Raw genomic sequence first — 26,119 nt, 5'->3', positions numbered from 1 at the left:
ATGCGCTAGCGCATAGAAAATGTCAAGTTAAATCGGAATATTTTGATATTCCTTGTCGGTCTCGTTGAGCGATAGGGTGCCGGATACCTTATTTCCGATGACTCGCGAATTCACAGACTCGGAAGTCTTAATCGGATTGTACAACGCGAATGAGTTGGCCGAATACACAACATTTTCCTTTACTAAGGCACCGTCGGTGTTTTTCGTTTGAATTCCGTAACCGCCAGAAGCCTTCCGATTAAACGTTATATCATTGCCGGATATTTCGGGGTTTTTACCGCCGACGACGTAAATCGGGATCAAACATTTCGCGTCTGTGATATCGTTGTTCTTAATGCGAACACTCCGACCCTCAACGCTTTCTCCGTAAATAGCCATGTTTGCCGGCTTTGGTATACGGCTGTATTCGATATTCACGTCGCTTCCCTTATCGAAAGATATAGCGTATCCTGTTGCGCCCGAGTAGTCGGTAAGATCAATATCGTTATCTATCAGCTTCGCCGAAGACCGCGTAACCACGACGCCTTGCTTACTACGTTTAATGTCATTCGACTTCGCTTTAACGTTAATGGAATCGGCAATCTCTATCGCAGCTATATCTGAATCGTGGAGATCGTTACCTTCGAACGTTATATCTTTTGAATTGCGCGCGCTACATACTTTACCCGGACAGTGATTTACGATGTTATCCGAAAACTTAACGTTCTTGGCTCCGAAGGTAGCTAATGCGGTGCCGTCCGCGCTAAGCTCCGAAATTGTATTGCCGGATACTGAAACGTCTGCTCCGCGAACGTCAATACCACTGCTGAAGCCTTTTACCGTATTTCCTGTGATTGTCGTGTTATTTCCGGTAAAGCCGGCAGAAACGCCGAGGCTCGTAATTGCGGTATATTTCTTGTCCGTACGTACTAGCGTATTATTCGAGATAGTGGTGTCAGTTCCGAATCCGTAAGAGATCGAGTTATCCGAATAGTTTCCGGAAATAACGACCTCGTATCCGCTGAAATTACAAACGGACTGTAATACATTTCCTTTGAAAGTATTATTCGTTATCCTCACATTGCGTGGCTCTTCGTAGTCGATATTACCTTCTCCGTAACCTTCGATATCAATGCCGAACATAGGCTTGCAGCCATCGTTTATGCCAGCGTTGGTTATTACGTTTTTATCGATCTTCACATCTTCTCCGCCGGTGACTGATATATTGTTTCGACGCGCTCCGTCTAATTTACAGCGCTCAATCGTAATATTGCGGGCAGGCCGGTAAGTCGTCCACGGTACGTTTAACATGCCTTGCGCGTTCACCATAATACAATCGCCTGTGCAATCCGCAATATCCACGCCTTCGATCACGACATTCTTGGCGCCATGTACGTTTATGCCGTATCCCCATTCGTGTGTTTCTTTCTTTACGTGATCACCGTGCCCGGTAAAGTCGTGCTGGTAACGTTCGCCGCGTATCTTGCCGCCTTTTATCGTCACGTTTTCTACTTCTCCGATGTAGAAACACGTATATCCAAAAGAACTGTTCGGCTCCACGCGGAATACGGCTGCTGGGTGTAGATTTAACGTCATATTGGACGGAACAATAATACCCGCACGTTCTTCCGGTTTATTAGCGGAGTCTTTATTAACCCCGTCGATCAGGTAATCGCCACGTGGTATATCAATCTCGCAAATGCCCGCCTCTGATGCGTCTTTAAGCGCCTGGTTAAACCCTGCCGTAGTCATAACCGCCTCAGATCCATCGCTACAGATACCGTACTTTTCGACTTCCAACGTATATCGCATCATTATTCTTTACCTCCAACGTTATAGTTTTCGTTAATGAACTCCGACAGCAGCCCGGCAAACTTATAGAACGTTGCGGTTTCGGTTCCGGCGCGTCCGCTAAGCGAGAACTTACCGAACATGCTTTTGCGTAAACCGGTACTAAGCTCGATCTGTAAGCTTTCGCCGGTTATACACTTATTCGCTATGTTCGCGCTACTTGCGCCTGCGAATCGATGTCCAGCGCCTACAAGTTCGGCACTAAAGCCGGCAACGTTCAAGCGATCTACTAACGTCTGTCCGCGGACCGGATCGGTGCCGCCTACGATAATATGCTCGGCGCTTTTGCTGTATCCGTGGAGCGATATAGCGCGATGGTGTCGCGCAACTAAGGCAAGCGCAGTTGGTTCGTCGAAATGGGTACTCGTGATGTGGAGGTCGAAGCCGTTCGGCGTCTTAAGAGATTCGAATAGATACGTAGAATAGTCGGTACTGAGTTCGCGAGCAAGTTCGCTAGTTCCGCCTTCAATACTGCCGCCGTGTGGCGCTAATATTAGAACGGGCGTGGTGCGGTCGATTGCGAAAATGTTGTAGTTCGTCTCGGGTTCGTTGGCTTGGAGTTCGGCAAAGTTGCGGTAAACGTCGGTGGCTTGCGCGGTGGTTGAAGTGGATGCGAATAACATTGCGCATAGAATAAACGCTGTGATATACTGGAAGTGCTTCGTTCGGTTCGGACGGTGCAGCTTTGCTTTGGTCGGTGGGGCTGCGCCTCCGTTTCGTTCTTTAATCGCCTTATTCAGTTTTCGAGGATCATTAATCATTTCGTTACCCCTCTCGGATTTTATTAACGAGGGCCCTTCGTTAATCTAAACTATACGCCAGCGCATAGGTGTCGTCAAGGGTATTTGCGAAAAAATATCCTCTAGCGTATAATTATAACGAGGTGGTCGAAATGAAAATTACGGTAAAGCCTCGTCTTGGAGCGCTACTTTCGCAATTAGGGTGGTCCCAATCCGAATTATCGCGTAGATCCGGCGTTACTCAGTCGGCAATCTCTCGATTCGATAATTCCGAAAGGCATTACGACTGGCACGTAGCATCTATCATGAAAGCAACCGGAGTTAAATACGAAGAATTATTTGAGGTAAAAGAAACCACAGAAGAGGACGCTGAGTAAATCGGCGTCTTTTTTTTGTGTTGAAATTCGAGTGCGCGTTGGTATAATTATCCTATCGAATAAAGTTCGGGAATTCCCGAACCGAAAGGACGGTTATAAATGAATCCGAAAATGAGCGTTATTATACCGGTATACAATGGCGAAAAGTATCTTTGCGATTGCATTGACAGCGTGCTCGGACAGACGCTTAAAAATATCGAGGTTTTGGTCGTAGATGACGGCTCGACTGATGCGACGCGCAATATTCTGCGGTACTATTCCACGATAGACGAACGAGTCAAACCGATCTATCAGGCGAATCAAGGGCCTGGAACGGCGCGTAATACAGCGCTGAAGCAGGCGCGCGGCGAATACGTAGCGTTTATTGACTCGGACGACTGGATTGAGCCGGAAGCTTATGCGATTATGTACGAAGCTGCCCGCGAAAACAACGCAGATATTGTGTTTACGGACATGCGTTGGGATTACGAAGACGAGACGAAAAGCTATACGAAAAGTTATAGCGCAAAAGCGAATGAGCCGATCGGACGGGCCGAGATTAAAGCGACTATATTAACGGATTTCTTATATAACGGATCGTATGGCGGCGTCGGCAAGGTAATTCGGAGAAGCATGCTCGATGCGTATAACATATCGTTTCCTGACGGCAAGTATCTCGGCGAAGATTGGCTGTTCAACATGGACGCGTTTACGCATTGTCAGACGGCATACTATATCGATGAGCCGCTGTATCATTACCGGCAGATCAATAACGCCAGTTTGATGCGCGAATATAATCCGGAACTATTCGATTCGTACATCGATAGCGATACGCTCGAACGGTATGCGAAACGATGGGGCTTATACAGCGAGAAAGTTGCGGTAGATCTGGCGAGGCGTAAATGTTATATCGCGGTTAACGGCTGTATACAGAACGAATTCAAGCCGGGCTGCCGTAAAACAGTGCGCGAAAAGTTGACGTTGATTAAGCGCATAGTCGAACATCCGAACGTAGGGAAGGCGGTTACGATAGCGCTGCAGCACGAGGAGAGCTTGGCAAGGCGGATATACTTGGCGATGCTAAAACGGAAGGCGGTCGTAGGGTTGTTTCTGGCGGGGAAAATACTTACGTTGAGGCGCTGACGAATAGTTGGCGTCTTTTTTCGTGAGTTCGTTTAGTCTGCGATTCTCAATTACGATAACCTAAATGATAATGAACACGACTTTATTCGCACAAATCGGGCAAAAACACGACTTTATTCGCACAACAGAAAAGTGGGTTCGCGCTTAGAGCCGCAAGGGATACAGCCGTTTTAGGTCGCCAATCACTTCTTAGTCTTGTGAGTCACAAGCCTCCGGAACTACGGCTCCGCCTTCGTCCGGTGTTAGCGCAATCAATATATCTATTAATATCTGCGTGTATGTAGGGAACGAAGTGACCGGAATTAGCGCTATGTTTAAGTACAAGCGGAAGATACCCGTTAATATAGCGTTAATCTAACGTAATAAATATCGATCTTCCGGCGGTAGTATACCAATTTACCGTCTTAGCTGTCTATACGTAATAGAAGGACGTAACATACCGTATAACCTAGCGATAGGCAGGCGGGATATAGCCGGCATACATACGCTATATGTAACACCGTATAGGCATACGTATAGTTATATAGGAAGGAAGGCGGCGAAGAGGCGTCCGGTTGCGATGCGCGATGAGGCGAACAGCAACGAGCCACTGCCGGAGGCTGAGCCCTTCCGAAACTCACGGGGTCAAACCGAATGACCAACGCAATATGCACGATCCTATACATAGCATACGGCACAGGGCATGCGGGAGGGTGCAGGCGCGGCGCGGGTTCTCGAATGCATAAACAATGTACGTTTAATTGCGATGAGTAAACGATGACGAACGTTATCATATCAACGTTTGTCTATTGATTCGAATGTAACTCAATTTACTTCTGTTAAATTCGTTATTCATAAATATGTATTTAATATACGATGACCCAAACGAAGAATCACGGAAACGCCGGGCCCCCAACCGCCTCCAAAAATACCGGCGCAACTGCTGTCCGAAACTTGCGCACAATTTTTCGAACTCGGGGCGTCAACTAAACGGAGGTGATCGCGTTGTTCATCCAGGTTCAACGGCTGACAGACGACCAGAAGGCGCTATTAACGGAAAGGTTTGCGGAGATGCTCGAAGGAGATGGCGCGATAAAGATCACTGTAAATTGCGGAAGACCCTCCATATACGACATGGTAAGTAGAACGACGAGCTTCGAAATCATCGAACCGATTACGAAATGATAAACGGAGGTGTAGGCGTTGCCCCATAAATGCGACGTTTGCGAAAAAGATTGCGAAGTAGAATACGATGATATTAACGATCGTCATATGTGCGAGCGGTGTTGGGACGAATATTACGAGGCTTGTTATTATGGCGGCTTAACATAACGATTCTACCACGAAATAAACACGCCACAGCCGTTTAAATCCATCCGGAGGGTATTCGGTAGGGTGAACGTTAGAAACGCTAATTTCGTGTGATTTCGAAGGGAGGACGAAAGGATGGCGAAGTATCGTAAAAAGCCGATTGAAATAGAAGCGGTAAAATTCGAGGATACGGCGCATTCAATCACTGATATTTCGAACTTGGCCGGCGGAAGGACGATCGTATACAGTTACCAGAGTGAATATCCGACTTTAACGATTCAGACTTTAGAGGGAGATATGACCGCGCAAGTTGGCGATTACATTATTCGCGGCATTAAGGGCGAACTTTACCCGTGCAAGCCGGACATTTTCGAAAAGACTTACGAAAGGATAGAAGTTGAATAAACGTAAAAAAGAGCTCACCAGTCGCAATCTGAATAAGCTCTTTTCGTAATGCCGTTATCTAAACTTGTTAAAATAATTATACTATTTGTATATATATTTGTCAAACGAAAAAGTGAATTTATTTCAGAAGGCCTAAAACAAAAAAATACACTGGCGGCGTCCTACTCTCACAGGGGGAAACCCCCGACTACCATCGGCGCTGAAGAGCTTAACTTCCGTGTTCGGCATGGGAACGGGTGTGACCTCTTCGCTATCGCCACCAGCATATGTCCTTATGCGTTCATATCTTGGCAGAATGAGCACGTATCGGGAGTAACGGGTTTTCCGTTCTTACTGTACGTTCCGCAGTCCGGACATGTCGGAATCATAGTAACAAGTTTAGATGACGACACTACTTTCGAACCTCCTCCCCCGGCGTCTCTATCCGGATTGCGAGCCCGGTTAGAAGTCCGCCGGCTCAAAGAACGTATGTAACGAACTCTGAGCAAGCAGACCTCGCCCCCTCAGCAACGCTAGGTCGAAATGTGTGTCAACTTGTTATTTTCCTTACATAAACATATTACTACAAAATATTCTATTTTTCTAGTAAATTTTTCTTGTTTTGTACGCAATCAGAACGAGGCTTCCGCACCCTACGGCGGAGGTCTTTTTGTGCTTGCGTTTTACTGATCAGTCGGAATGTGCTTCCGAGCCTTCCGATGACGCTAGCGCACCCACCGACACGCCTCTTAACAATGCGGACCCCGGTCGGTGTGGCAAATAGGGGCGCATGTTCCTCGGTGGCGATGCGGTCTCCAAAACCGCGTGGGCAGGTTCGATTCCTGCCGCCTCTGTTTTAACAGAGCTTCATGATGAATCTCTGTCTAAGAAACCAAAAGGAGACGATGAAGATGACGAAGATAGCGGAATTGCTCGCGTATTTAGATCGTTTGATTGCGTTGCAGGCATCCGGACATGTAGTACGTAACGAGATTGCGGAAGCCCTTGACGCGATCAGATACGAATTGATCAGCGAAATCAACTAAACGAAAAGGAGACGGTGTGAATGGCGGATAAACGCGAATCAATCATTATGACTTCAACGACAAATACTTATGGGCGCAGATTATCAAATTCATATAATGTGCCGCCTGTCAGTTCAGTTATGAGTTCCGTAGATAGTAGAACTCCTGTAAATCTTGACCCGAAATCGGGAGATATCTACGCAACAGGCGACGTTAGCGTAAAAGTAGCCATAGAGGTATCCGAAGCTATAACCGGCCTCAAAGCGCTACAGCGCGAAGCAAAGGCGGCGACGCAGGCGCTAGCTGAATTGCGGGAGGAGCAGGCGAAACACGGTGGTGGGCGAAGCTATGACGAATAAGCAAACGGAATCCCAATGCGCCCCATCCAATTGTTCGCGCCATTTCGAAGTATGCGACTGCAAGTCGATGTGTTTGCTACGGTACGGAGCAGAAATACGGAAGCGGCAGGAAGAAGTTGGAGCTGCAATTGGTGTATACGAAAAAAGACGAGCACACCTACGTTGGCTACGGCTCAAACGTTGGGGCGCTCGTCGTCTTATAGATTAACATTCGCGTATACTTCGTCGATCCGGTCCTGATTGATTCCGATATATCTCAACGTGACCGACTGCTTCGAGTGGTTGAAAATCGATTGAAGTAGCGTAAGATCTGTACCGTTCTTGTACGCATGGTAGCCGAAAGTCTTACGTAATGAGTGACAGCCGATTGTGCCGAGCTTCTCCGAGAGGCCGGCGCGTTCAACAGCTTCGTTAAGGATGCCGTAGGCACGAACGCGGGTAATGGCTTTCGAACCTTTCCGAGAAGGGAAAAGCCAGTCGTTATCGTTTGCTTCGGCCGGAATCAGGTCAGCAACGGCTTTCTTGATTGCGGCATTGAAGAAGAAACGTTTTGACTTCTTCGTTTTCCCTTCCGTAATTGCAACGAAGTCCTTTCCGCGTACATCGCCGACTTTGAGCGCAAGTATATCGGAAATACGTAAGCCGGAATTAATGCCGATCGTAAATAAAAGCAGATCACGCCCACGAAGGGCCTTTTTTATTGCGTTTATTTGGCGTTTTTCTCTAATCGGTTGGACTTCGTTCATTCGAATTTCACTCCGTTCTCAATATGTTAAATTCATATTAACGAAGATAATAACGAAAGTCAAGCGAAAGGAGGGCGATAATTTGGCGTATATTAACGGAAAATGGTTGGATCGTGAAGAGCGACAAGAACGTATCGACTTATTGATCGAGAGTGTGCGTCGATTAGCGGCCCTCATTAAAGCGAAAAAAGCCACCGATTACCATATCGATATGTTCCGGAAGAACAAGGCCGAATTAATTAAGCTGAAGCGTGTTCATCGTGCCGAAGTAGATATCGCATATTTCACCTACGAGTATTTGAGTGACGGCCTAAACCCGGAAAACGAGGATAATGTCGTAAGGAATTCGGATGACGGGACGCCTCACGATAGCATTGAAGATATCGCGAAGATTCACGAAGAGTTTTTTGAGCTTTGCGATTACGTCAACGAAGAAAAAAGGAACGCGCGGCTTGCAATCGCGGCAGCTCGGGGCCACTCAAAGTCCGGAATGTTTTCGAACGCCTTGCCGTTACATCAAGCGGCTTATAGAAAGCGGAAATATATTCTCGTTATATCTGAGACGGATTCTCTCTCGAAAAAGCTCATCGGATGGGTTAACAAGCAAATGAAATTTAACGGCAAGCTCCGGGAAGACTTCGGGCCTATGATGCACGAGTCGGCAAGCCGCAATGAAAAGGATAACGAAGAGGCGTTCATTACAACGACGAATATCCTTATTGAGTCGTCATCCTCCGGAAAGCAGCTTCGCGGTAAACGGCACGGAGCTGTTCGGCCGGATCTCGTAATAATTGACGACCCGTCATCGACAAACAACGAAGGAACCAAGGAAGCGCGTGAAAAGCTCGTCCACTGGTTTAACTCCGTCGTCGTTCCGATCGGGTCCAAGGCGACCGCGATCGTGTTAGTTGGGACGATGGTTTCGGCGACCGGGCTTCTTAACCACGTTCTGAAGCGTAAGGATTTCAAGGCGAGCTTTCACGGAGCGATCATAAGTGAGCCGACGCATCCGGAATTGTGGGACAAATACTGCGAGGTCTATGCGAGAGCAGAAACGATCGAAGAGGCTGACGAATTTTACGAAGCTCATAAAGAGGCGTTGGAGGACGGCGTCGAACTGGCGTGGCCTTGGCGCTGGACCTATCGCGAGCTTATGCACGAAAAAGTAAACATGGGAACGCGCGCATACAATTCGGAATTCCGAAACTTGGCTTTCAGTGAAGACGAGCAGTTCTTCTTCCCGGATAACTACGCTTACTATCACTACTACCACGAGAACGGAACAGCATACGTCGTGTACAACGAATTAAAAATACCGGTCAGCGATCTTCTAATTGTTGGCGCGTGGGATATCGCGCAGGGTAAGAATGCGAGGTCTTGCTACAACTCGGTTATTACGCTCGGAAAACACGAGCCGACCGGCTATATTTTCGTACTCGATGAATACGCGTCGAAGGAACCGGCGCACGTATACATTGACGTCATTATTCGGAAGATCAAACAATACCGGCATCGTTCCTTCAACGTCGAAACAATAAACGCGCAGCACGAATACTATCGTCAGCTTCAGGAGCGGGTCCGGCAGGAAGGTCTTTATACGTGCCGCGTGAACGATGTGAAATCGCATAAGTCTTCGAAGGACGAGCGTATTCAGTCGATGGAGCCGATGCTGCATAACAAAACGCTAATTCTGAACGATAGGCATACGATGCTTCTCGATCAGATGGCGCAATATCCTTTCGGCGATTACGTTGATTCACTCGACGCGCTTCAACAGGCGCTCGAATCCGTATTCAGGCCGAAAACAAGGCTAGTGAAGAAGCCGGGGTGGCTATAAGAAAGGAGGCGATAATATGTCGCGTATGAAAGAGCTTGAAGCAAAACTAACGCTTCAGCAACGTAAGGCAGCACAAGTCGTTGCGAGTAATGAAGTCGCGCCTGAAGACGGGAACAAACGAAGTCAGGACGAACTAGCCGAAGAAATCGGTGTAAGTCGCATGACGCTCTATCGATGGCGGTTTCAAAATCCGGTATTCATCGAATACATGAATCTATTAGCGGACGACATGCTTTCCGGGCACCGATCCGAGGTATACGGACAGCTTATGAAGCTAATAAAAGGACCGCAGTCCTCAGTAAAGGCAATCGACCTATACCTGCGTCGTTACAGCTTATTAACCGATCGTCAGATAACGACCAATGAAGCAGACGGAGGCGCTCGCAGCAACGAAGATATCGAGAAGGAACTCGAAGAACTGGCTGACATTATCGGAGAGGAGGGATAGCGTTGGGGTTTTTCAACTTACTAAAGAAACACGACCGGCCTTCGGATGAGTACACAGTCAAAAAGACATACAGCATCATTCGGGAAGGCGCGCAATTTCCTCCGGATGACTCAATCGAGAGATTGGCGAAATATAAGCGTATGCGTAAGCTCTTCGAAGGGAAGCACCGAGACGTGTACGAAAGAGCTACGGACATTTTAAAAGATTCGCCACAAGCGAAACAGCTCGAAAAGCTTTACATCGCTATCAATCTCGCAGATATTTTGGTAACGAAGCCTGCGGATCTGTTGGTAGGAGAACCGGTTCACTTTGAGAGCGGACTGGACGACACTAGCAAAGAGCAAAAGGCGCTCAACCGATATGTAGAAGAAAACGATCTCAACCAACTGCTGCACGAGAGCGCCATGTCGAACGGGTATCGCGGTGACGCGTGGATTAAGGTTCGATTTGGCTACCGCCAAGACTATTCCGAACTTATCGCGAGGGGCTTAGAGATTCCGGAAGACGCGGAAATGGAATCCATTGTTGAACATGTTAATGCAAATTGTGTTTTCCCTGAGTTTTCAGCCGGAAATGTTAAGCAGATCAAAGCGGTCAATATAGCCCAAGTCGAATGGGTAGAGACGGAGCAGACGGAAATTCCTTTCTTAAACGTAGAGCGTCATATACCGGGCCATATCTTCTATACGCGATACAGACTTTATCAGAATGGCGTCGATGTTTCCGGCGGCGCCCCAATCAGCGTTTTCACTATAGGCGAAGAGGTGTCGACGGGTCGCGAAGAAGATCACGAAGAAACGTTCCTCCCGCACATCCCGGTCTTTCACATTCCGTACAAGTCTATCGATGACAGTTATTTCGGTATTGGCGGGTTGGAGAAGATCGAAACGGCGCTCGCGGCAATTAACGATCGTCTGGTGCAGATCGATTACATCCTATGGAAGCACAGCGACCCAACTGCATATGGCCCGGATTTAGAAGGGTCCGGGGATTCGGTTCAGTTTGGCGGCAAGTACATTCCGGTAAATAAAGACGATCCGACTCCGGGCTATATGGTTTGGCAGGCGCAGCTTGACGCAGCGTTCAAAGAGCTTGACGTACTCTTCAGTAACGTCTTTCAAATGGCCGAGACGCCGCAGTGGTTATTCGGCACGACGATCTCCGGAGACAATTCAGGCGGAACAGGCACGTCGCATACAGACGGTGTGGCGATCAAAGCTCGCTTCATGCCGATTCTTTCGAAGGTAAAGCGGATACGGGCGCACTATGACCGAGCGGTAAGAGACGCCCTTTGGACGTGTATGCTGCTCGAAAAAGCAGTCGGTGTCATCGACGTTGAAAATGCGGTTTATCCGCGGGCTATTTGGAGCGACGGACTTCCGAAGAATGAAAAAGAGCTCGCCGAAATTATGCAAATCCGTACAGGCGGCAAGCCTACGATTGATGTTCGCGGAGCCATTAAACAGCAGGACGATGTGGACGACGAGAAAGCTGACGAAATTATTCGCCGCATTGAAGAAGACGAAAAAACGACGAGCGGCTTTGTTGACGGATCGATTTTCAACAAGGAAGAATCGGAAAAGAGCCCTTCAGACGAGGATAAAGAGGAAATCACAGAGGAGGACGATAGTTAATGCCTCGTTCTCCTGAGCCTCAATACGATTATCAGACGAATCGACTTGCCGGGTATTATCAGGAAGCGGTCCGAGACATTTTGGCGGAGCTTGAACGAATTGACCTCGATAATTTTCGAAGGGCTAACGCGTTGGCGACCTTGAAATCTATTAGCGAGATCCTCAGCGATTTAGACGAAAAATCTTCCGCATGGGTCAAAAAGAATGTGCCGAAGGCGGCCACCGATGGTATTGCGCGTGCACTGGTCGCTCTGGACGTAGCAAAGACGGTGGCGAGCGCGGAAAAGGTCGTTGCTTTTAACGAGGTAAACGAGTACATGGTTGCGGCTGCTGTAGCGGATACGCAGTCGGATTTATTAGCAATTACGCAAAACGTCGATAGGAAGACGCGGGCCGCCGTGAGGAAAGCCGTTTCGGATTCGATGCGGCTTAATATGACCAAAGGGACGAACGGACGGCGGAGCATAACGGATCTGGTGCGCAAGTCTCTTCGGGCTTCAGTGAGTACCGGCATTATTGATGCGAGGGGGAATCGATGGAAGCCGGAAGTGTATGCGGATATGGTTGTCCGTACAAAGATGATGGAAACCTACCGGGAAGCTCATACGAATGAGGCGGTAAGCCGCGGAGCTTATTATGCGCAAATTTCGTCGCACGGAGCGAAGGATCTATGCCGTCTCCACGAGGGACAAATCATTAAGCTGACCGACGACGCTCCCGGCAATTATCCGACATATGACGAACTCAAAGCGACCGGTGAGATATTTCATCCGCGTTGTAAGCACGTAATTTCCACAATAAGAAACCCATCAAGCGCCGTGTAGCGCTTTTTATTTTGTCCGAACGTTATGACGTTAAAAGAAACGGCTGCATCACTCAATAGCCGACGGGCTTTAAGCGGTGGAGGGACTGTATGAGCGAAGAACTTAAAGAAACGCAAACAAGCGAGGTTACCGATCAAACTACGGCTGAGGTGCCGGAAAATAAACCTGAAGCGCAGACGGTGACTATGACGCAAGAGGAATTTAACGCTGTAATTGCTCGCGAAAAGGGGCGCGTTAAGAACAAGTACGCTGACTATGACGAAGTAAAGGCGAAACTCAGCGATTACGAAAAAGCCCAGAAAGAGCGAGAAGAGGCGGAAATGACCGAGCTGGAAAAGCTTACGAAACAGCTCGACGAAAAGGCCGAAGCTGAAGCCGCCTTCGTAAAGCAGATCGAAGATTTAAAAGCGGCTGCTGAACAGGAAAAAGTGGCGAACGAATTTATCAAGGTTGCTACGAGCAACGGCATCGCCTACATTGACGACGCTTTACGTCTGGCTGACCTATCCGCGGTAAAGGTTGAGGACGGAAAAGTAATCGGCATGGAGGACGTTGTAAAGGGGCTCGTTGACAATAAACCATACTTGGTTGCGAAACAGCAAACGCTGAAGCCGATCGGCCAACCCTCTAATAGCGGAGGAGACGGAGACGGCGGAGAAATCAAGACGTTAGAAGCGCAGCTAAGCGAAGCAAGGAAAGAAAAGAATTTTTCGAAGGTTATCGAGCTTTCAAACAAATTGAAATCACTTTTGAAGAAGTAGGGGGAAAATAAATGTTAACTAGTTACGATTTTAAAGATCAGGTACGGCAGCTTGATGCGGGGATTGAACTTATTATTCAGGATGAACCAACGTTGCTTGGTCTGATCGGCTTAAACGGAGAGGCACTTTATCAGACTAAATTCGAGTGGATGTCTGACCGACTGAACTCAAACCTCGCGACTGTTAAATCGGTAGCGGAAGACGGAAAAATTACTGTGGCGGAAGATGACGGGGAGAAGTTCCGTAAAGATGCCATCGTTGTTATTGGCGAAGAGTATCTGAAAGTCACAAACGTGTCCGGCGATGTGCTGACGGTTGTTCGCGGATTTGACGGAACAGTTCAAGAGGAAATCAAGGCGGGCTCTGAGCTGCGCATCGTTTCCCGTCCGCAAAATGAAGGCGCTGGTGTCGGTATCGATGAAGGTCATGACCGTTATGTAGATTACAACTTCACGCAAATTATCGAAAGGTATGCTGCTGTATCAAAAACCCAACAAGCGGTCCGCACACACAATGTGACGAGTGAGCTTGACTACCAAGTAAAGCTACGTCTTAAAGAGATGGCGCGGGAATTTAACGACTGGTTGATCTATGGCCGCAGAATTGACGGTAAGCCTCGTACAACGGGTGGTCTTCTACACTTCGCTAGCTTGAAAAATGCTACTAGAGCTAACTTAAAAGGCGAAGAGGTTGGAGCTAAGGCAATTAACGATGTTATGGAACAAGTTTATTTAAGAGGCGGATCTGCTAACACGATTCTCACCAATACTGCGGGAGCTCGTCAAATTTCAAAATTGGCGAAAGATACTATCCGCACAGAGAGAACGGACACAGTTACAGGCCACAGAGTGAGCACCTTTGTTTCTGACATGGTAGGCGGAGGCGAGGCGACTGTAATCGTCGATCCAAACTTCCCTAAGAACAAAATCGCTTTGTTTGACCGTAACATTCTCTCTCTGCATCCATTGAGCGAGCGCTCTGTCTACGACGAGGATGCCACAGTTCCGGGAGCTGACTTTGTTGCGCGCCAGATCCGTGGCGAATACGGAATCAAGATCAAAAACGCGAACGAAAAAATCGCCATCCTTGAAAATATCTCGACAACTGTATCTTAATGGAAATCGACGGGCTTCGGCCCGTCTTTTTAATTTGAAAGGAGGCCAACAATGGCAATTACAGATGATCAGAAACGGAGATTAAATGAATCTATGCCAGTCGCCAACGATCTAAAGCTCGGCGACATAATTAAGGAATTACAGGAAGGCGGAGGCACGGCTGGTCCGAAAGGCGATAAAGGGGACACTGGACCTCAAGGACCGAAAGGCGATACCGGACCAAAAGGAGCGGACGGGTTCGGTACCAAGGCGCAGTATGACGACATCATCGCGCGGCTTAAAGCGTTAGAGGGAGCTGGCTCGTAATAATGGCCGTCTATAAGGCTTCTCCGTTTTATTCCGTAGGCACCGACCAGACGATTGTTTTCGACCACAAAGGCGTTTATGAAACCGATGTGCCAGCCGAAATCGAGCAGTTGAATGCATTATGTCCGCGATGGATTAGCTGTATTGCGTCAGACGATGAGACGGAAAAGGCGGAGGCAAAGGCGCCGAAAAAGCCTGCACGTAAGTCCTCCGGAAAATAAGGAGGGCTGTGCGTATGGCTTTAAGCGTAGAAGCTGCAAACGAATACATCAACCGAATGACAATCGATAACGAGGATTGGAACGACTATGACTTCGCAAAGCAGCAGCGGGTATTAAACGTAGCCGAGGACGTCTTGGCTCGAAAGTTTCGTAAGTACGTCATTCCTGATGACGCAGTTTACGAGTTTACGAATGTGCTTGCGACTGCTTATAACGATACGAACCGTCTGAATAAGCACGGCATCGCGTCTTACTCAATCACCGGCGTCGGGTCGTTTACGTATAAGGAAACGCTTCGAGCTGACGATGAGTCTCTCATACCGAAAAAGACGATCGACCTGATCGAAGAAGCGAACGACGTAAAACTTAGCGGCCGGACCGTAAAAGCGACGGTGATGTAGTTGGCGATCATACCAATGCGTCAGGTCGTGACCGTTACTCGTGCTTCAGACGAAATAGACGTGTGGGGAAACCCTGTGAACGTCGAGCCGTTCGAAATTAAGTGCCGAATCGACGAAGGATCTACTATTGCGAATTCACGTTCTTCCGGCGTTGTGAAGAGCGAGGAAGTCGTAGCCACGGCGCGTATATTGGTCGATAAATTAGCCGACATCAGGTATACGGATACACTCGCATTCACGAACGAGCTAGGCGAAACCATTGAGCGTAAGCCGAAGGAAATAAACGTGAAGCGGCAAGTCAGTGGCAAGCCGATTCTGACCGAGGTAATCGTATGAGTTTTACGTTGGATGCTGGCGATTTTCTATCGTTATTGGGTAGCCGAGAGGTAGCCGTTGAGCAGGCAGCAAAGACAGCGATGCATGATAACACGGATGACCTCGCTAGACTTGCGCAAAATATCGCCCCGATTGATAAAGCCACGCTCCGTCGCGGCATGAAAAAGAAGGTTACGTTAAAGCGTGATAGTCTGATCGGTGAAGTATCGTTCCGGGCCGTTGATAAAGGCTTTAACTATGCGTTATGGACCCATGAAGCGGAATACAGCCTCGGACCGAATTCGGCAAGTGCCGGCGGCATTAGCGGCTATCCGGTCGGTAACAAATATCTGGAACGTCCACTGAAAGGTGAATCGCAGAAATACATTAATCACGTAGCAGACGCGGTGAGAAGGGAGTTGTGATAATCGTTGAAGATAACCGAATTAATCTCGTTCATACAGTCGCGGGTTGACGGCGTTTATTACGCAAACGGATTCCCGCGAAATGCGGCAGATGAATGTACTTATGTGCGATTTACAGGCGGCTTTCCTCCGTCTCAATGGACCGGAAAGAGCCAACCGTCGTTTCAAATAATCGTACGAGGAAAGGCAAGGGGCGACGCGGATTGCGAAGAGAAAGCGTACCAGCTTCAGGAAGCGTTAACGAATCTCCGTGAAGTGTTTATCGGTAATAGCTCAATCGTTGTTATCCGCGCGGCCAATTCGGTGCCGTTATTTATCGGATACGACGACAATGATCGTCCCCAATACTCGTTAAATTTCGATTGTGTAGTGCGCCCTGACCGGGCGCTTTTTTAATGCAAAAATAAAGGAGGAAAACGGATGGCTGGAATTAAAACGATTCAAGTTCCTATCGGCCCCGCAATCGTCGAGTACGGCGAGGGTAAGGATATGGTGACGTTTGACATCACGAAGGGCGGCATCGTTTTTAAGGCGCAGATGTCTAAGCAGGATACAACGGTCGACCAATACGGTGACTCGATTGTAGGCTCACGGACAAAGGGCGGAACTTGCGAATGTACCGTACCGTTTGCGATCTATGATTTAGAAAAGATTCATAAGGCGGTTCCGAACAGTAAGTACGTGTCTGACGGAGACAAAAAGAAGCTTGTAGTCAGCGGTAAAGCCGGATATGACTTGCTGAAGGACGCGAAGCCTTTACGAATTAAGCCGACAGATCCAGAAGCGACGGCCAACGACTGGCTCACGATTCCGTTAGCTGGTGCGTCGACTGACATCGAGTATACCTATGATTCCGATAATGAGAGGATCGCTAACCTAACGTTTACCGGTTATCCGGACACGATGGGAGAGGGCGATCTTTTTATTATGGGCGATGAAACGGCCGGTACCTCTTCTGGCTCTGGTAGCGAATAACGAACGAAAGGCATCGTCAAGAGGCGGTGTCTTTTTAATTAACGAAAGGAGAGTCGCATGAACATTTTCAAAAAGAAACAGGAGACTGATTCGATCCAGCTCGGTAAGTATCCGGTCGAGGTTGCGAAGCTCACTCCGGCCAAGTGGAAACAACTTTTCGCAGCACTCGATAAAATTCCGTTTCTAGTTCTGGAAGTCTTTAGCGCGCCTAAAACTGATTTCTACTCGTATTTAGTAAGCGCGATTGAAGTCGGTATGGATGAGATCGTCGAAATTACGGCATTATTGAGCGGCGTAGATGCCGAGTACATCCGTGAAGAAGTCGGAACGGACGAAATTATCGAGTACATCACGCTCACTGTTAAAAATAACCGTCTCGATTCGCAAGCAAAAAACGTGAAGAGCCTTCTTCCGAAACTCGAAAAGTAGACGAAGAGGGCGATCCGTATACGATTGACGATTATCTGATCGAAGCGGCGATCAGTTTAGGTGTCACGCAGCATCAAATAGAAAACGAGTTTTATATGGTGGACATACCGAAATTTGTGCGTGCCAAGACGAAGCAAGGCGCGGTAAGGCGGATAGAAGACATTCGCGTACTTCTCGCGACGAATAGCCGGGCAAGTGAGGACGACGAGTATAAACAGCTCATGAATACGTTGATTCGGGCGGCCGGTCTTCGTCCGGAAGTGAAATTCGACCGTGAGAAATTCGAACAACTACGGGCTTTACAGGGGAATTTTCGGAAAGGAGGTAAATAGATGGCCGGAACAACAGTCGGAGAAATCCGGGCGCGTCTCGTATTAGACATGGCGGACTGGTCCCGTCGATCTCAGCAAGCGCGAAGCGATATGGATCAAATGGGCCGTTCATCCGCGAATCTCTCGAAGCAAATGGGCCTCATCCAAAAGGCTTCGCTTGCGGTTGGTGGCGCAGTCGTAGCCGGCATCGGTGTCTCCGTTAAGAAAGCGGCTGACTTCGAGGAGGCCATGTCGCGAGTTAAAGCGATCAGCGGTGCGACCGGTCAGGACTTCGAAGATCTGAAGAACATCGCGGCTAAGATGGGCGCCGAAACAAAATATACCGCGGTCGAGGCGGCCGAGGGTCTTCAATACCTCGCGATGGCGGGCTTCAGCGTAAAAGCGCAAGTCGGATCGTTACCGGCCGTTCTTAACTTGGCTGCGGCTTCCGGCGAAGGGCTCGGCCGTTCAGCAGATATCGTTTCGAATATCATGACCGGCTTTGGCATTAAAGCGGAAGACTCCGGGCACGCCGTAGACGTACTCGTAAAAGCGATGACGACGGCCAACACGGATCTGCCGCAATTAGGCGATGCAATGAAATTCGTCGCCCCTGTTGCGCACTCTCTCGGATACTCCATCGAAGATACTGCGACAGCCGTTGCGAAAATGTCAGACGCCGGTATTCAGGGATCGATGGCGGGTACGGCGCTTCGTGCGTCACTCTTGCACCTTACGAATCCGGTCGGCCAGTCGGCCAAGGCGATGAAAAAGTACGGAATCGAAGTAAAGGACGCGCACGGAAACCTCAAGCCGATACCGGAGCTCGTCGGCCATATTTCGAAACAGTTCGAAGGGATGACGTCAGCGCAGAAAACGGCAGCAGCGGCACAGCTCGTCGGAGTTGAAGCTGCTTCCGGATTCGTTACGCTCTTGGGCGTCGGAGAAAAGGGGCTGCGCAACTACTCGAAGACGCTGAAGGAAGCCGGCGGGACAGCGGACAAAGTAGCGAAAACGCAGATGGATAACCTCAAAGGGTCATTCGAACAGTTTACGTCTGCGCTCGACGGCCTCGGAATTACGATCGGTAACGAGTTTTTACCTACTTTCCGAAAAATTGTCGATACCGGTACGAAGGTGGTTGAGTTCCTTAGCGAACTGAATCCGGGGATTATTACGACGGGCCTCGAAATGGCGGGTGCGGCGGCAGCGGTGGCGTTGGTTGCGTCTTCCATGATGAAACTCGGAATCGCAGTGCGCGGTTTGTTTGTTGCGATGGGGCCGGCCGGATGGGTGATCACCGGGCTCTCTCTATTAGCGGGAGCACTCGTCGGGGTGAAAGCGGGATACGATCAGATGAACACCGTTAGTTTAGAGGCGGCCGAAACCAAACAAAAAGAGATAGATTCTATTAATAATTTAGCGACTGAGTTTGAAAAACTTCAAAACAAAACAAAGCTTACAGCAGAAGAGATGGCGCACTATCTCGACTTGAACGATCGCATTAAATTGGAAACTGATTCTCACGCGATCAAACTGATGAAGGAGGAGCAGGAGGGGCTACGCAAAAAGTCGGGTCTTACAAATAATGAGTTCGATCGCTATCTTTCGCTTAATGACAAGGTACTAGAAAAGGCTCCTATCACAAGCAAGGCAATAACAGACCAAGGTAATGCGTTCGCGAAAAACACTAAGGCGTTAAAGCGGCTGACTGAGGAAAAAGCCGAAGAATTAAGGATTGAACTGAATACTCAAAAAGCCAAACTTGACTCTAAAGAGACTGAGAATCTCAATGAAAGAAGCAGGCTTCAAGAAAAGATAAATAGCCTTGCGGAGGAGTATCGCGAAAATCAGGTGAAAGCCGAGGAGCAGCTTGAGAAAGTAAGGGGGATAGAAGACAGTATAAAACAAGCGAAAGCGGCCGGAAACAAAGAAGACGCTGCACAAAAGGAGAATATCCTAGGTACAGAAAAGCGGATTCTAAGCGAACTTCAGGCGCAACTCGGGGCGAGTGGTGATAAGCTTCTAAGCAAAAAAGAAGAACTACAAAAGGTAAATGAAGAGATAAATAAACTCGATACTGTTAAGCAAAAACTAGTGGATTTAGAGATGCGACAAGTCGGCTTAAACGCCAAAAAGGGAGAAGGCGTGAGAGTAATCGATAAGGAGATCGCTCGCCTTCAAGATGCGAAGGCGAATCTGAAAAACAACACGACAGCAGCCGATCGTAAAACAGATGAGTATCGAAAGTCTGTTAAAGCAATTGACGACGAGATCGCAAACCTTCGTACCGCAAGGGGTCGGGTCGCGGATATTACGTCAGAAGCCCAAAGAATGAACGCTGCTCTAAGTAAGGACATCACGAAACGCATCACGACAATTACATCGGATGTTTCTATGAAGACGGAGCGTGCTGTAAGCCGGGGAAAAGGGAACGAAGGTACCTACCACACTGGCGGCGTCATCGGCCTCGGGCAGATCAATAAACTTCACATCGGCGGCCTAGCGTCTCAATTTGCTAATCCGATGAGCCACGAAGTCGATATCCGGGCCCTGCGTAACGAAATGGTGCTTACCGAAGCACAACAGGCGAATCTTATGCGAATGATTGACGCAGGCCACACGACGGGCCTTGGAGGAGATTCCGGCTTATCGTCGGATATGCTTCGAGCGCTTAGTTCGATTGAGCAGGCGATTAAGACGAAAGGCGGCGCTTCCATAATCGTAGATGGATACGAACTCGGCCATGTAATTGAGCCGCATATCAGCGCGATCCAACAAGACGGCCTCGATATAGAAAGTCTAAAGAGCGGGAGGTGATTTCGAATGGGAAATACGGACTTCATAAAGAAAATCGCCCCGGATGCACAGAAGATATTCGTAAATTATAAAATTCTCGCCAGCCTTGTAATCGCGCAGGGATGTCTCGAAAGTGCGTACGGAACCAGTGGTCTTGCCGTTAATGGAAAGAACCTTTTCGGAGTGAAGGGCGAATATAACGGAAAATACGTCATCATGAAAACGTGGGAAGTAATCAACGGAAGAAACGTTCAAGTGGACGCCAAGTTCCGGAAGTACCCGACGTGGTATGAGTCGATGCAAGACCTTGCGAAGCTTTACGTAAACGGCGTCAGTTGGGACCCGAATCACTATAAGGCGGTCGTAGGCGAGAAAAACTACAAGAAAGCGACTGCTGCGCTGGTAGACGCCGGTTATGCAACGGACCCGTCTTACGCATCAAAGCTTAACAGAATTATTGAAACGTACAACCTGACGAAGTACGACACCGCCCCGTCTCCGTCGAATCCGTCCACTCCTACTACGCCGGGCACAAACAACCCGGCTCCGGTTGTCGTTGAAGAGCCGGAGGTATCTATCGACGTTTTTTCAAGCGTTTATACAACGCCTCCATCCGGTGTCCCTATTACGGATAGCAACTTCCGGATACTTTACAAGGATGGCCGCATAATTGACATGGCTCGCGATTTATCAGTTCTTGTGCGAAGTTTCAAAATTGCTTCGCCCACTCCCGATATCGATTACGAAACGATTCCGGGGAGGGACGGATTAGTTCGAGTGGGGAAAAACTTCGGAGCCCGAACGCTGACTGCCGAATGTCTCTTGCTCGGAGCGGATGACGTTGATTTTCATTTATTACAAGCGGAACTCTTTCACGCGCTTCATCGCGAGGAGGAGTTCTTTTTAGTTTCGGAAGCGACGCCGAAAAAACGGTGGCGGGTCGAGCTAAGCGCATCATTCACGCCTGACAGAATCGGTAGCTTTGGCGACTTTACGCTGACTTTCCAAAGCGCCTCGACTTATTGCGAATCAGTCGGCACCACACTGAATGCGTTTACGTTTGATGCGAACAAATGGCAGATAGGCGAAGGACTGACGGACGATATCCCTTCGTACAAACACAAGACGAAGACTTTTCGTATTTTCAACGCGGGAGCCGTCCGGCTAGATCCGAGATACATGCCTTTAAAAATCACGTATAAAGGCGAGTCAAATAAATTGTCGATCAAAAATAGAACAACAGGCGATCTGTGGACGTTTTCCGGCAATTCCACTACGAAGGAAGCGATTCAAATTTCCGGTGTTACTGTGAAAAAGGGTAACGTTAGCATCTTTGGTCAGACAAATTTCGGACTCATTACGCTTGAGCCCGGATGGAATGATTTTGAGTTAAGCGGAACGAGCGGGGATTTTGAGATCACCTTTGATTTCAGATTCCACTATTACGCGTAGGGAGGTGCGTCATGCCTAGTTTGATTGTAAAAAACCTTGCTAATCAGGTCGAAGCCTTAACGGACTTTAACGTGACAAAGAAAGATGAAATCGATAACGGCAGGTCTTTAGATGTATCAGTTATACAGACCGATCGGAACGCGCACTCCTTTCCGCTGATTCAGAATGAAGGCTCTCTTTTTTATGAAGACGAGGAATTTGTCATCCGAAAGACGCGCTATGTACCGATCGGAGGCAAGAGACTAAAGGTCGACATTACGGCCCTGCACCGATCATTTTCAGACCTCGGAGAGAATTACGTGTACGAGACTTCGGGGAAAAAGAAAAAACTTTACCTCGAAGATATGCTGGATATCGCATTAAAAGGCTCCGGGTATTCTTACGAAGTTGTACCGGATGGTCTTGGTGATTCATTTGAAGTAGAGGATTTCGGGAATGGATACTCGCTCGGACTGTTAAACGATATTAAAGAAAAATACTCGGCGGAATATGAATGTATTGGAAAGAAAGTGTACTTCGCGAAGGAGATAGCGAGAGATACAGACTATGTTATTCGCGATCGAGTAAATGTAAAAGATCCGACACAGGAAATCGACACCTCTTCTATAAAAACGTTTATCAAGGGCTTCGGAAAGAAAGACGACAAGACAGGGAAATATGCGGTCGAAGCTGAATACAAAAGCCCTTTGGCTGCAATCTACGGAATTAAACACGCAAATCCAATATTCGACGACTCTTACACGGCAAAGGACGAGGGTAAACTTGAACAGCGGCTAGAAAAAGAACTGACCGATAAGATTGAGATATCTATCAGTTTGACATATGTGGAAGTCGAAGCTTTGAAAATGCAGGACATCCGAAAAGGTGATTACGTGTGGTGCGTATTAGAGCCGTTTGACTTACGCACCAAGCTACGCGTTGTCAGTGTCGAATCTTATTCCAATCCGAATAAACCGTCTGTTTTTACTTTCGGAAAATTGCGGCCGAATATCAGTAAAACTGTCGCAAAACTAGGTCGTACGCAGAGCACGCTCTCCAAGCTTATCGATACGTCAACTGGGAAAGTGAAAGGCAGCGCCATAAGCGGAAACATAACCATCGGAAAAGACGCGATTTACGAAGACGGGTACGATCCGACAAAGCTGACGATTCCTACGTACGGCCGGGCAAACGCAACAACGGACGGTCTTATGAGCTCATCGGACTATGTGAAGCTGGCGAGTATCGTATTGGGGCCCGACGGCCAAGTTTATGTCTCGCTGGCTACCGAAACGACTGACGGCTTAATGAGCGCATCTGACTTCGCAAAGCTGCAACGCATCAAGGTCGGTACGGCTACGGTGGATATATCGACACTTTCGCAACAGCTCGAATCTATAAACAAGCGCCTGACCGCGCTAGAGAATAAATAACGAGGAGGAATACAATGCCGAAATTTCCGTACAGAAAGGCCGGGGCGGCGTGGGACCGTGTTTTTCGTAACGATCACAACCAAAACCTCGATGATATTGCGGACGATATTAAAGGATCGTATACGGATCTGGCCGCACATAAGAACGCGAAAACCGCCCACACGTCGGAGCAAATCGACCATGGCGGTTTTTCTTTGCGCACATATATCGACGGCCTGTATAACCGTATCAGAAATCTGATCCTTAACGCGGACGGTACAAACGTAAAAGAGGTCGTTGACGCTCGTGTAGACGCGGAAGGAAACATCGCGCCTTTATTGAAGGAGCGGCTCGACAAAGAGTATAACAAGCTTTTACGCAAAATTGAGCGCGATGTAAACGTTGATGACTACGGAGCCGATCCGACTGGTGTTAACGATAGTACAGAAGCGTTTAAAAAGGCGATCGGGAACGGTAAGGTGCGGCTAAATCTATCGGCAGGCACATATATCGTTAAAGGCATCAAGTTGCCGTCATGGACGTATTTGATCGGTCAAGGTATGGGCGTTACTACGTTGAAGCTACACGAAGATACGCCGGCGAGCGAATGGGTCATCATTAACGCGGACCCGGCGTCCGGCAACCGGAATATCGTAGTCCAAGGAATGTCACTCGACTGGAATCCGGATCGTCAAGGCGGCGTTAGTTCAACTGGCGGAATCCATTCGAGCTGTTTAACTTTCGCGCAAGTGAAGTTCGGTATCGTCCGGGAGGTCGAAGGCATTAATCCGGGGCTCCACTGTTTCGACATATCGGCCCCTACCTACGATATTACAGCGAAGGATTACACCGCAACAGGAAGTAAGTACGTCTGGATCGATCGCTGCGTCGGCTATGGTTACGGTGATGACGGGATCACTACGCACTACAGCGAATATATCTTCATCACCAATAACGTAATGACAAATCCGCGCGGCACAGCCCACCGTAAGGGTGCCGCCAATTCGAACGGTATCGAAGTCGATGACGGATCTAAACACGTATGGCTTCTTGATAACTACACTGAAGGAAACATCCGAGGCGTAGAGGTGAAGGCTCATACAGAATGGCCGGCGCCTTGTAACGTCCATATTCGCGGACACGAATCTTTCCGGGATGTGCGCTCATTCGACTTGCGGCATATAGGACACCACTTAGCGACTGATCCGTGGAGCGAGACGGCGAGGGACGTAACGCTGATCGACTGTACTGCGCGAGAGCCGATATTCAATTCGCTGTATGACGGACTGGAACCGAAAGCTTTAGTCGTCTCGGCGTACCAACGTGTTAAGATAATCGGTTTTACTGCAATCGGTGATCCGACGTATGACTACAAAGGAAAGTCGATGATAGCCTTTCAATATAAGAGCCGGAAGATAACTGTAACTGGTCTGCAAATTTCCGGTTTTAAAAAGGCCGGCTATGATGTCAACATTACCGGAGGCGATCAGCGCACAGATGACGTCCTCATTTCTGATTTCGTTATCCATGATTCAGCGCAAAATGGTATCGGGATCGGGGGCGGTGTCTATAACGTAAACTTGGAAAATGGTATTCTTCACGTATCTAGCGGTACGGCCGGCATCACATCGCCGAATACGCAAACAAATATCTTAATGGTCCGGGCGTATGGTTACGAAAGTGCGGCAGTACTCGGGGGCCAGAAACATTCGGTCGTCCCTAACAACGTGAAAGGTGGGTTCCGTGCTGCTTCTACATCAGGTCACGTTTTAGACAAAACAAGCGCAATCATTGCGACCACGGGCGGATGTACAACGAAAGGACCTAGAAACGTCGTTTTAGGCGCCAGTGGTGGCTCATCCACAACAGCTTCGCGTCAAGCGGTTATAGCGTCAAACAATTCACATACAAAAGGTGACGGGCCGTCGAGGGTCGTACTCGCTGCCAACGGGGTTATCAACGATAACGGATATAGCGTCAGAGGGGGCTACGGAAGCGGCAGCGCCTCGACCGGAAATACGAAATGGGAACTCGATTCAACTGGCGGACATATTCGTGGTACAGGGCGGGTAGAAAGCGTCTCAGATTTCAAAGACTTCGCGGAGTATTTCGAATCTGCTGACGGTCAGAAAATCGATTCAAGCTATCTGGTTGCGTTAGAAGGCGAAAAGATACGAAAAGCAGGCGAAGGAGATAAGATACTCGGAGTTGTTTCGGAAACGGCCGGCTTGGTGCTCGGAGGCGCGGCGTTCTATTGGAACGATCAGTTCGAAAGAAACGAATTCGGCGGCTTGGTTTACGAAACGGTTATCGATGGTGGCGAAGAGTTAAGCGTTCCAAAATTAAACCCCGACTACGACCCTTCTCTCGAATATGTGCCGCGTGACTCTCGTGACGAATGGCATGTCATCGGACTAATCGGCCAAGTCTTTGTCAGGATTGACGAAACAGTGGCCGTAGGGGACAGCGTATCAGCAATTGGTGGCATCGCGACTAAAGCAGAAAGCGGCGGCTACGGAACCGTTATGAAAATCAAATCTCCGTATGATGCGGAAAAAGGATACGGTGTAGCTCAAATGATCGTTACGCCGCAGCACTAAGG

At 48.5% G+C, this 26,119-nt stretch carries 26 protein-coding genes, 1 tRNA gene and 1 rRNA gene; 24 read left to right on the top strand and 4 right to left on the bottom strand.

Translation table 11 applies throughout. The features are described 5' to 3' along the window. Positions 1–27: 27 nt before the first annotated feature. Both VP472_RS14790 and VP472_RS14785 read right to left on the bottom strand, forming a co-directional pair. The gene (locus VP472_RS14790; protein ID WP_153986698.1) at positions 28–1,794 is read right to left on the bottom strand and encodes a right-handed parallel beta-helix repeat-containing protein; all 1,767 of its coding nucleotides are present in this window, start codon (positions 1,792–1,794) and stop codon (positions 28–30) included. Further along, complete coding sequence (locus tag VP472_RS14785; RefSeq protein WP_153986697.1) at positions 1,794–2,591, bottom strand: poly-gamma-glutamate hydrolase family protein; 798 nt, start codon at positions 2,589–2,591, stop codon at positions 1,794–1,796. Before VP472_RS14785 ends, VP472_RS14790 begins: the two co-directional genes overlap by 1 nt. Positions 2,592–2,722: 131 nt before the next feature. Here VP472_RS14785 and VP472_RS14780 point away from each other — a divergent pair, with 131 nt between their 5' ends. The 3 genes from VP472_RS14780 to VP472_RS14770 all read left to right on the top strand — a co-directional run bounded on the left by VP472_RS14780 (position 2,723) and on the right by VP472_RS14770 (position 5,764). After that, positions 2,723–2,947 (top strand): helix-turn-helix transcriptional regulator, encoded by a 225-nt coding sequence (locus tag VP472_RS14780; RefSeq protein ID WP_153986696.1) that lies wholly within the window; start codon positions 2,723–2,725, stop codon positions 2,945–2,947. A gap of 99 nt (positions 2,948–3,046) precedes the next feature. Beyond that, on the top strand, positions 3,047–4,069 hold the full coding sequence (locus VP472_RS14775) for a glycosyltransferase family 2 protein (RefSeq protein ID WP_153986695.1): 1,023 nt from the start codon (positions 3,047–3,049) through the stop codon (positions 4,067–4,069). A 1,425-nt stretch (positions 4,070–5,494) separates the two neighbouring features. Then, positions 5,495–5,764, top strand: a complete 270-nt coding sequence (locus VP472_RS14770; RefSeq protein ID WP_153986694.1) for a hypothetical protein — start codon at positions 5,495–5,497, stop codon at positions 5,762–5,764. 148 nt (positions 5,765–5,912) lie between these two features. Here VP472_RS14770 and rrf read toward each other — a convergent pair. Next, positions 5,913–6,028: ribosomal RNA gene (gene rrf, locus VP472_RS14765) — 5S ribosomal RNA — on the bottom strand. 497 nt (positions 6,029–6,525) lie between these two features. Here rrf and VP472_RS14760 point away from each other — a divergent pair. From VP472_RS14760 to VP472_RS14750, 3 genes are all read left to right on the top strand, one after another. After that, a tRNA-Trp gene (locus VP472_RS14760) sits at positions 6,526–6,597 on the top strand. 57 nt (positions 6,598–6,654) lie between these two features. Continuing rightward, positions 6,655–6,789, top strand: coding sequence for a hypothetical protein (locus tag VP472_RS14755; protein ID WP_264372512.1), 135 nt, complete (start codon positions 6,655–6,657; stop codon positions 6,787–6,789). A gap of 20 nt (positions 6,790–6,809) precedes the next feature. Then, entirely contained in the window at positions 6,810–7,127 is a 318-nt protein-coding gene (locus VP472_RS14750) for a hypothetical protein (RefSeq protein WP_227005766.1), read from the top strand. A gap of 197 nt (positions 7,128–7,324) precedes the next feature. On the opposite strand, the gene VP472_RS14745 is transcribed toward VP472_RS14750, so the two are convergent. Further along, on the bottom strand, positions 7,325–7,873 hold the full coding sequence (locus VP472_RS14745; RefSeq protein WP_153986693.1) for a site-specific integrase: 549 nt from the start codon (positions 7,871–7,873) through the stop codon (positions 7,325–7,327). Between the two features lie 82 nt (positions 7,874–7,955). Between VP472_RS14745 and terL the strand changes: the two genes are divergently transcribed. The 18 genes from terL to VP472_RS14655 all read left to right on the top strand — a co-directional run bounded on the left by terL (position 7,956) and on the right by VP472_RS14655 (position 26,117). Further along, complete coding sequence (terL, locus tag VP472_RS14740) at positions 7,956–9,710, top strand: phage terminase large subunit (RefSeq protein WP_153986692.1); 1,755 nt, start codon at positions 7,956–7,958, stop codon at positions 9,708–9,710. A 16-nt stretch (positions 9,711–9,726) separates the two neighbouring features. Continuing rightward, entirely contained in the window at positions 9,727–10,158 is a 432-nt protein-coding gene (locus tag VP472_RS14735; protein ID WP_153986691.1) for a phBC6A51 family helix-turn-helix protein, read from the top strand. Positions 10,159–10,160: 2 nt separating this feature from the next. Further along, complete coding sequence (locus tag VP472_RS14730) at positions 10,161–11,792, top strand: phage portal protein (RefSeq protein ID WP_153986690.1); 1,632 nt, start codon at positions 10,161–10,163, stop codon at positions 11,790–11,792. Next, entirely contained in the window at positions 11,792–12,616 is an 825-nt protein-coding gene (locus tag VP472_RS14725; RefSeq protein ID WP_153986689.1) for a phage minor capsid protein, read from the top strand. Before VP472_RS14730 ends, VP472_RS14725 begins: the two co-directional genes overlap by 1 nt. Positions 12,617–12,705: 89 nt before the next feature. After that, a complete protein-coding gene (locus tag VP472_RS14720; RefSeq protein ID WP_045208632.1) occupies positions 12,706–13,377 on the top strand; it encodes a phage scaffolding protein in 672 nt (223 codons plus the stop codon). 11 nt (positions 13,378–13,388) lie between these two features. Next, positions 13,389–14,492 (top strand): SU10 major capsid protein, encoded by a 1,104-nt coding sequence (locus tag VP472_RS14715; RefSeq protein ID WP_045208630.1) that lies wholly within the window; start codon positions 13,389–13,391, stop codon positions 14,490–14,492. 51 nt (positions 14,493–14,543) lie between these two features. Then, positions 14,544–14,798, top strand: coding sequence for a hypothetical protein (locus VP472_RS14710; protein WP_094247785.1), 255 nt, complete (start codon positions 14,544–14,546; stop codon positions 14,796–14,798). 2 nt (positions 14,799–14,800) lie between these two features. Beyond that, the gene (locus VP472_RS14705; RefSeq protein WP_099320068.1) at positions 14,801–15,019 is read left to right on the top strand and encodes a hypothetical protein; all 219 of its coding nucleotides are present in this window, start codon (positions 14,801–14,803) and stop codon (positions 15,017–15,019) included. Between the two features lie 14 nt (positions 15,020–15,033). Then, positions 15,034–15,420 (top strand): hypothetical protein, encoded by a 387-nt coding sequence (locus VP472_RS14700; protein ID WP_153986688.1) that lies wholly within the window; start codon positions 15,034–15,036, stop codon positions 15,418–15,420. Then, complete coding sequence (locus VP472_RS14695) at positions 15,421–15,756, top strand: hypothetical protein (protein WP_033575285.1); 336 nt, start codon at positions 15,421–15,423, stop codon at positions 15,754–15,756. Beyond that, entirely contained in the window at positions 15,753–16,160 is a 408-nt protein-coding gene (locus tag VP472_RS14690) for a hypothetical protein (protein WP_033575286.1), read from the top strand. Before VP472_RS14695 ends, VP472_RS14690 begins: the two co-directional genes overlap by 4 nt. A 6-nt stretch (positions 16,161–16,166) precedes the next feature. After that, positions 16,167–16,556, top strand: a complete 390-nt coding sequence (locus VP472_RS14685; protein WP_033575287.1) for a minor capsid protein — start codon at positions 16,167–16,169, stop codon at positions 16,554–16,556. Positions 16,557–16,580: 24 nt separating this feature from the next. Beyond that, complete coding sequence (locus tag VP472_RS14680; RefSeq protein ID WP_014470939.1) at positions 16,581–17,135, top strand: hypothetical protein; 555 nt, start codon at positions 16,581–16,583, stop codon at positions 17,133–17,135. Between the two features lie 57 nt (positions 17,136–17,192). Next, a complete protein-coding gene (locus VP472_RS14675) occupies positions 17,193–17,564 on the top strand; it encodes a hypothetical protein (protein ID WP_045208617.1) in 372 nt (123 codons plus the stop codon). A gap of 332 nt (positions 17,565–17,896) precedes the next feature. Continuing rightward, complete coding sequence (locus tag VP472_RS14670) at positions 17,897–20,695, top strand: phage tail tape measure protein (protein ID WP_153986687.1); 2,799 nt, start codon at positions 17,897–17,899, stop codon at positions 20,693–20,695. Between the two features lie 6 nt (positions 20,696–20,701). Further along, the gene (locus VP472_RS14665; protein WP_033575353.1) at positions 20,702–22,126 is read left to right on the top strand and encodes a glucosaminidase domain-containing protein; all 1,425 of its coding nucleotides are present in this window, start codon (positions 20,702–20,704) and stop codon (positions 22,124–22,126) included. Positions 22,127–22,137: 11 nt separating this feature from the next. After that, a complete protein-coding gene (locus VP472_RS14660) occupies positions 22,138–23,538 on the top strand; it encodes a phage tail protein (RefSeq protein ID WP_045208611.1) in 1,401 nt (466 codons plus the stop codon). Between the two features lie 14 nt (positions 23,539–23,552). Next, the gene (locus tag VP472_RS14655) at positions 23,553–26,117 is read left to right on the top strand and encodes a peptidase G2 autoproteolytic cleavage domain-containing protein (protein ID WP_099320064.1); all 2,565 of its coding nucleotides are present in this window, start codon (positions 23,553–23,555) and stop codon (positions 26,115–26,117) included. The last annotated feature ends 2 nt before the right edge of the window (positions 26,118–26,119 follow it).

Origin of the sequence: Bacillus sp. MT(2024) (genome assembly GCF_036362845.1) — a bacterium.
Classification (GTDB): Bacteria; Bacillota; Bacilli; order Bacillales; family Bacillaceae; genus Bacillus; species Bacillus velezensis.
This window is presented reverse-complemented; position numbering and strand designations above follow the sequence as displayed.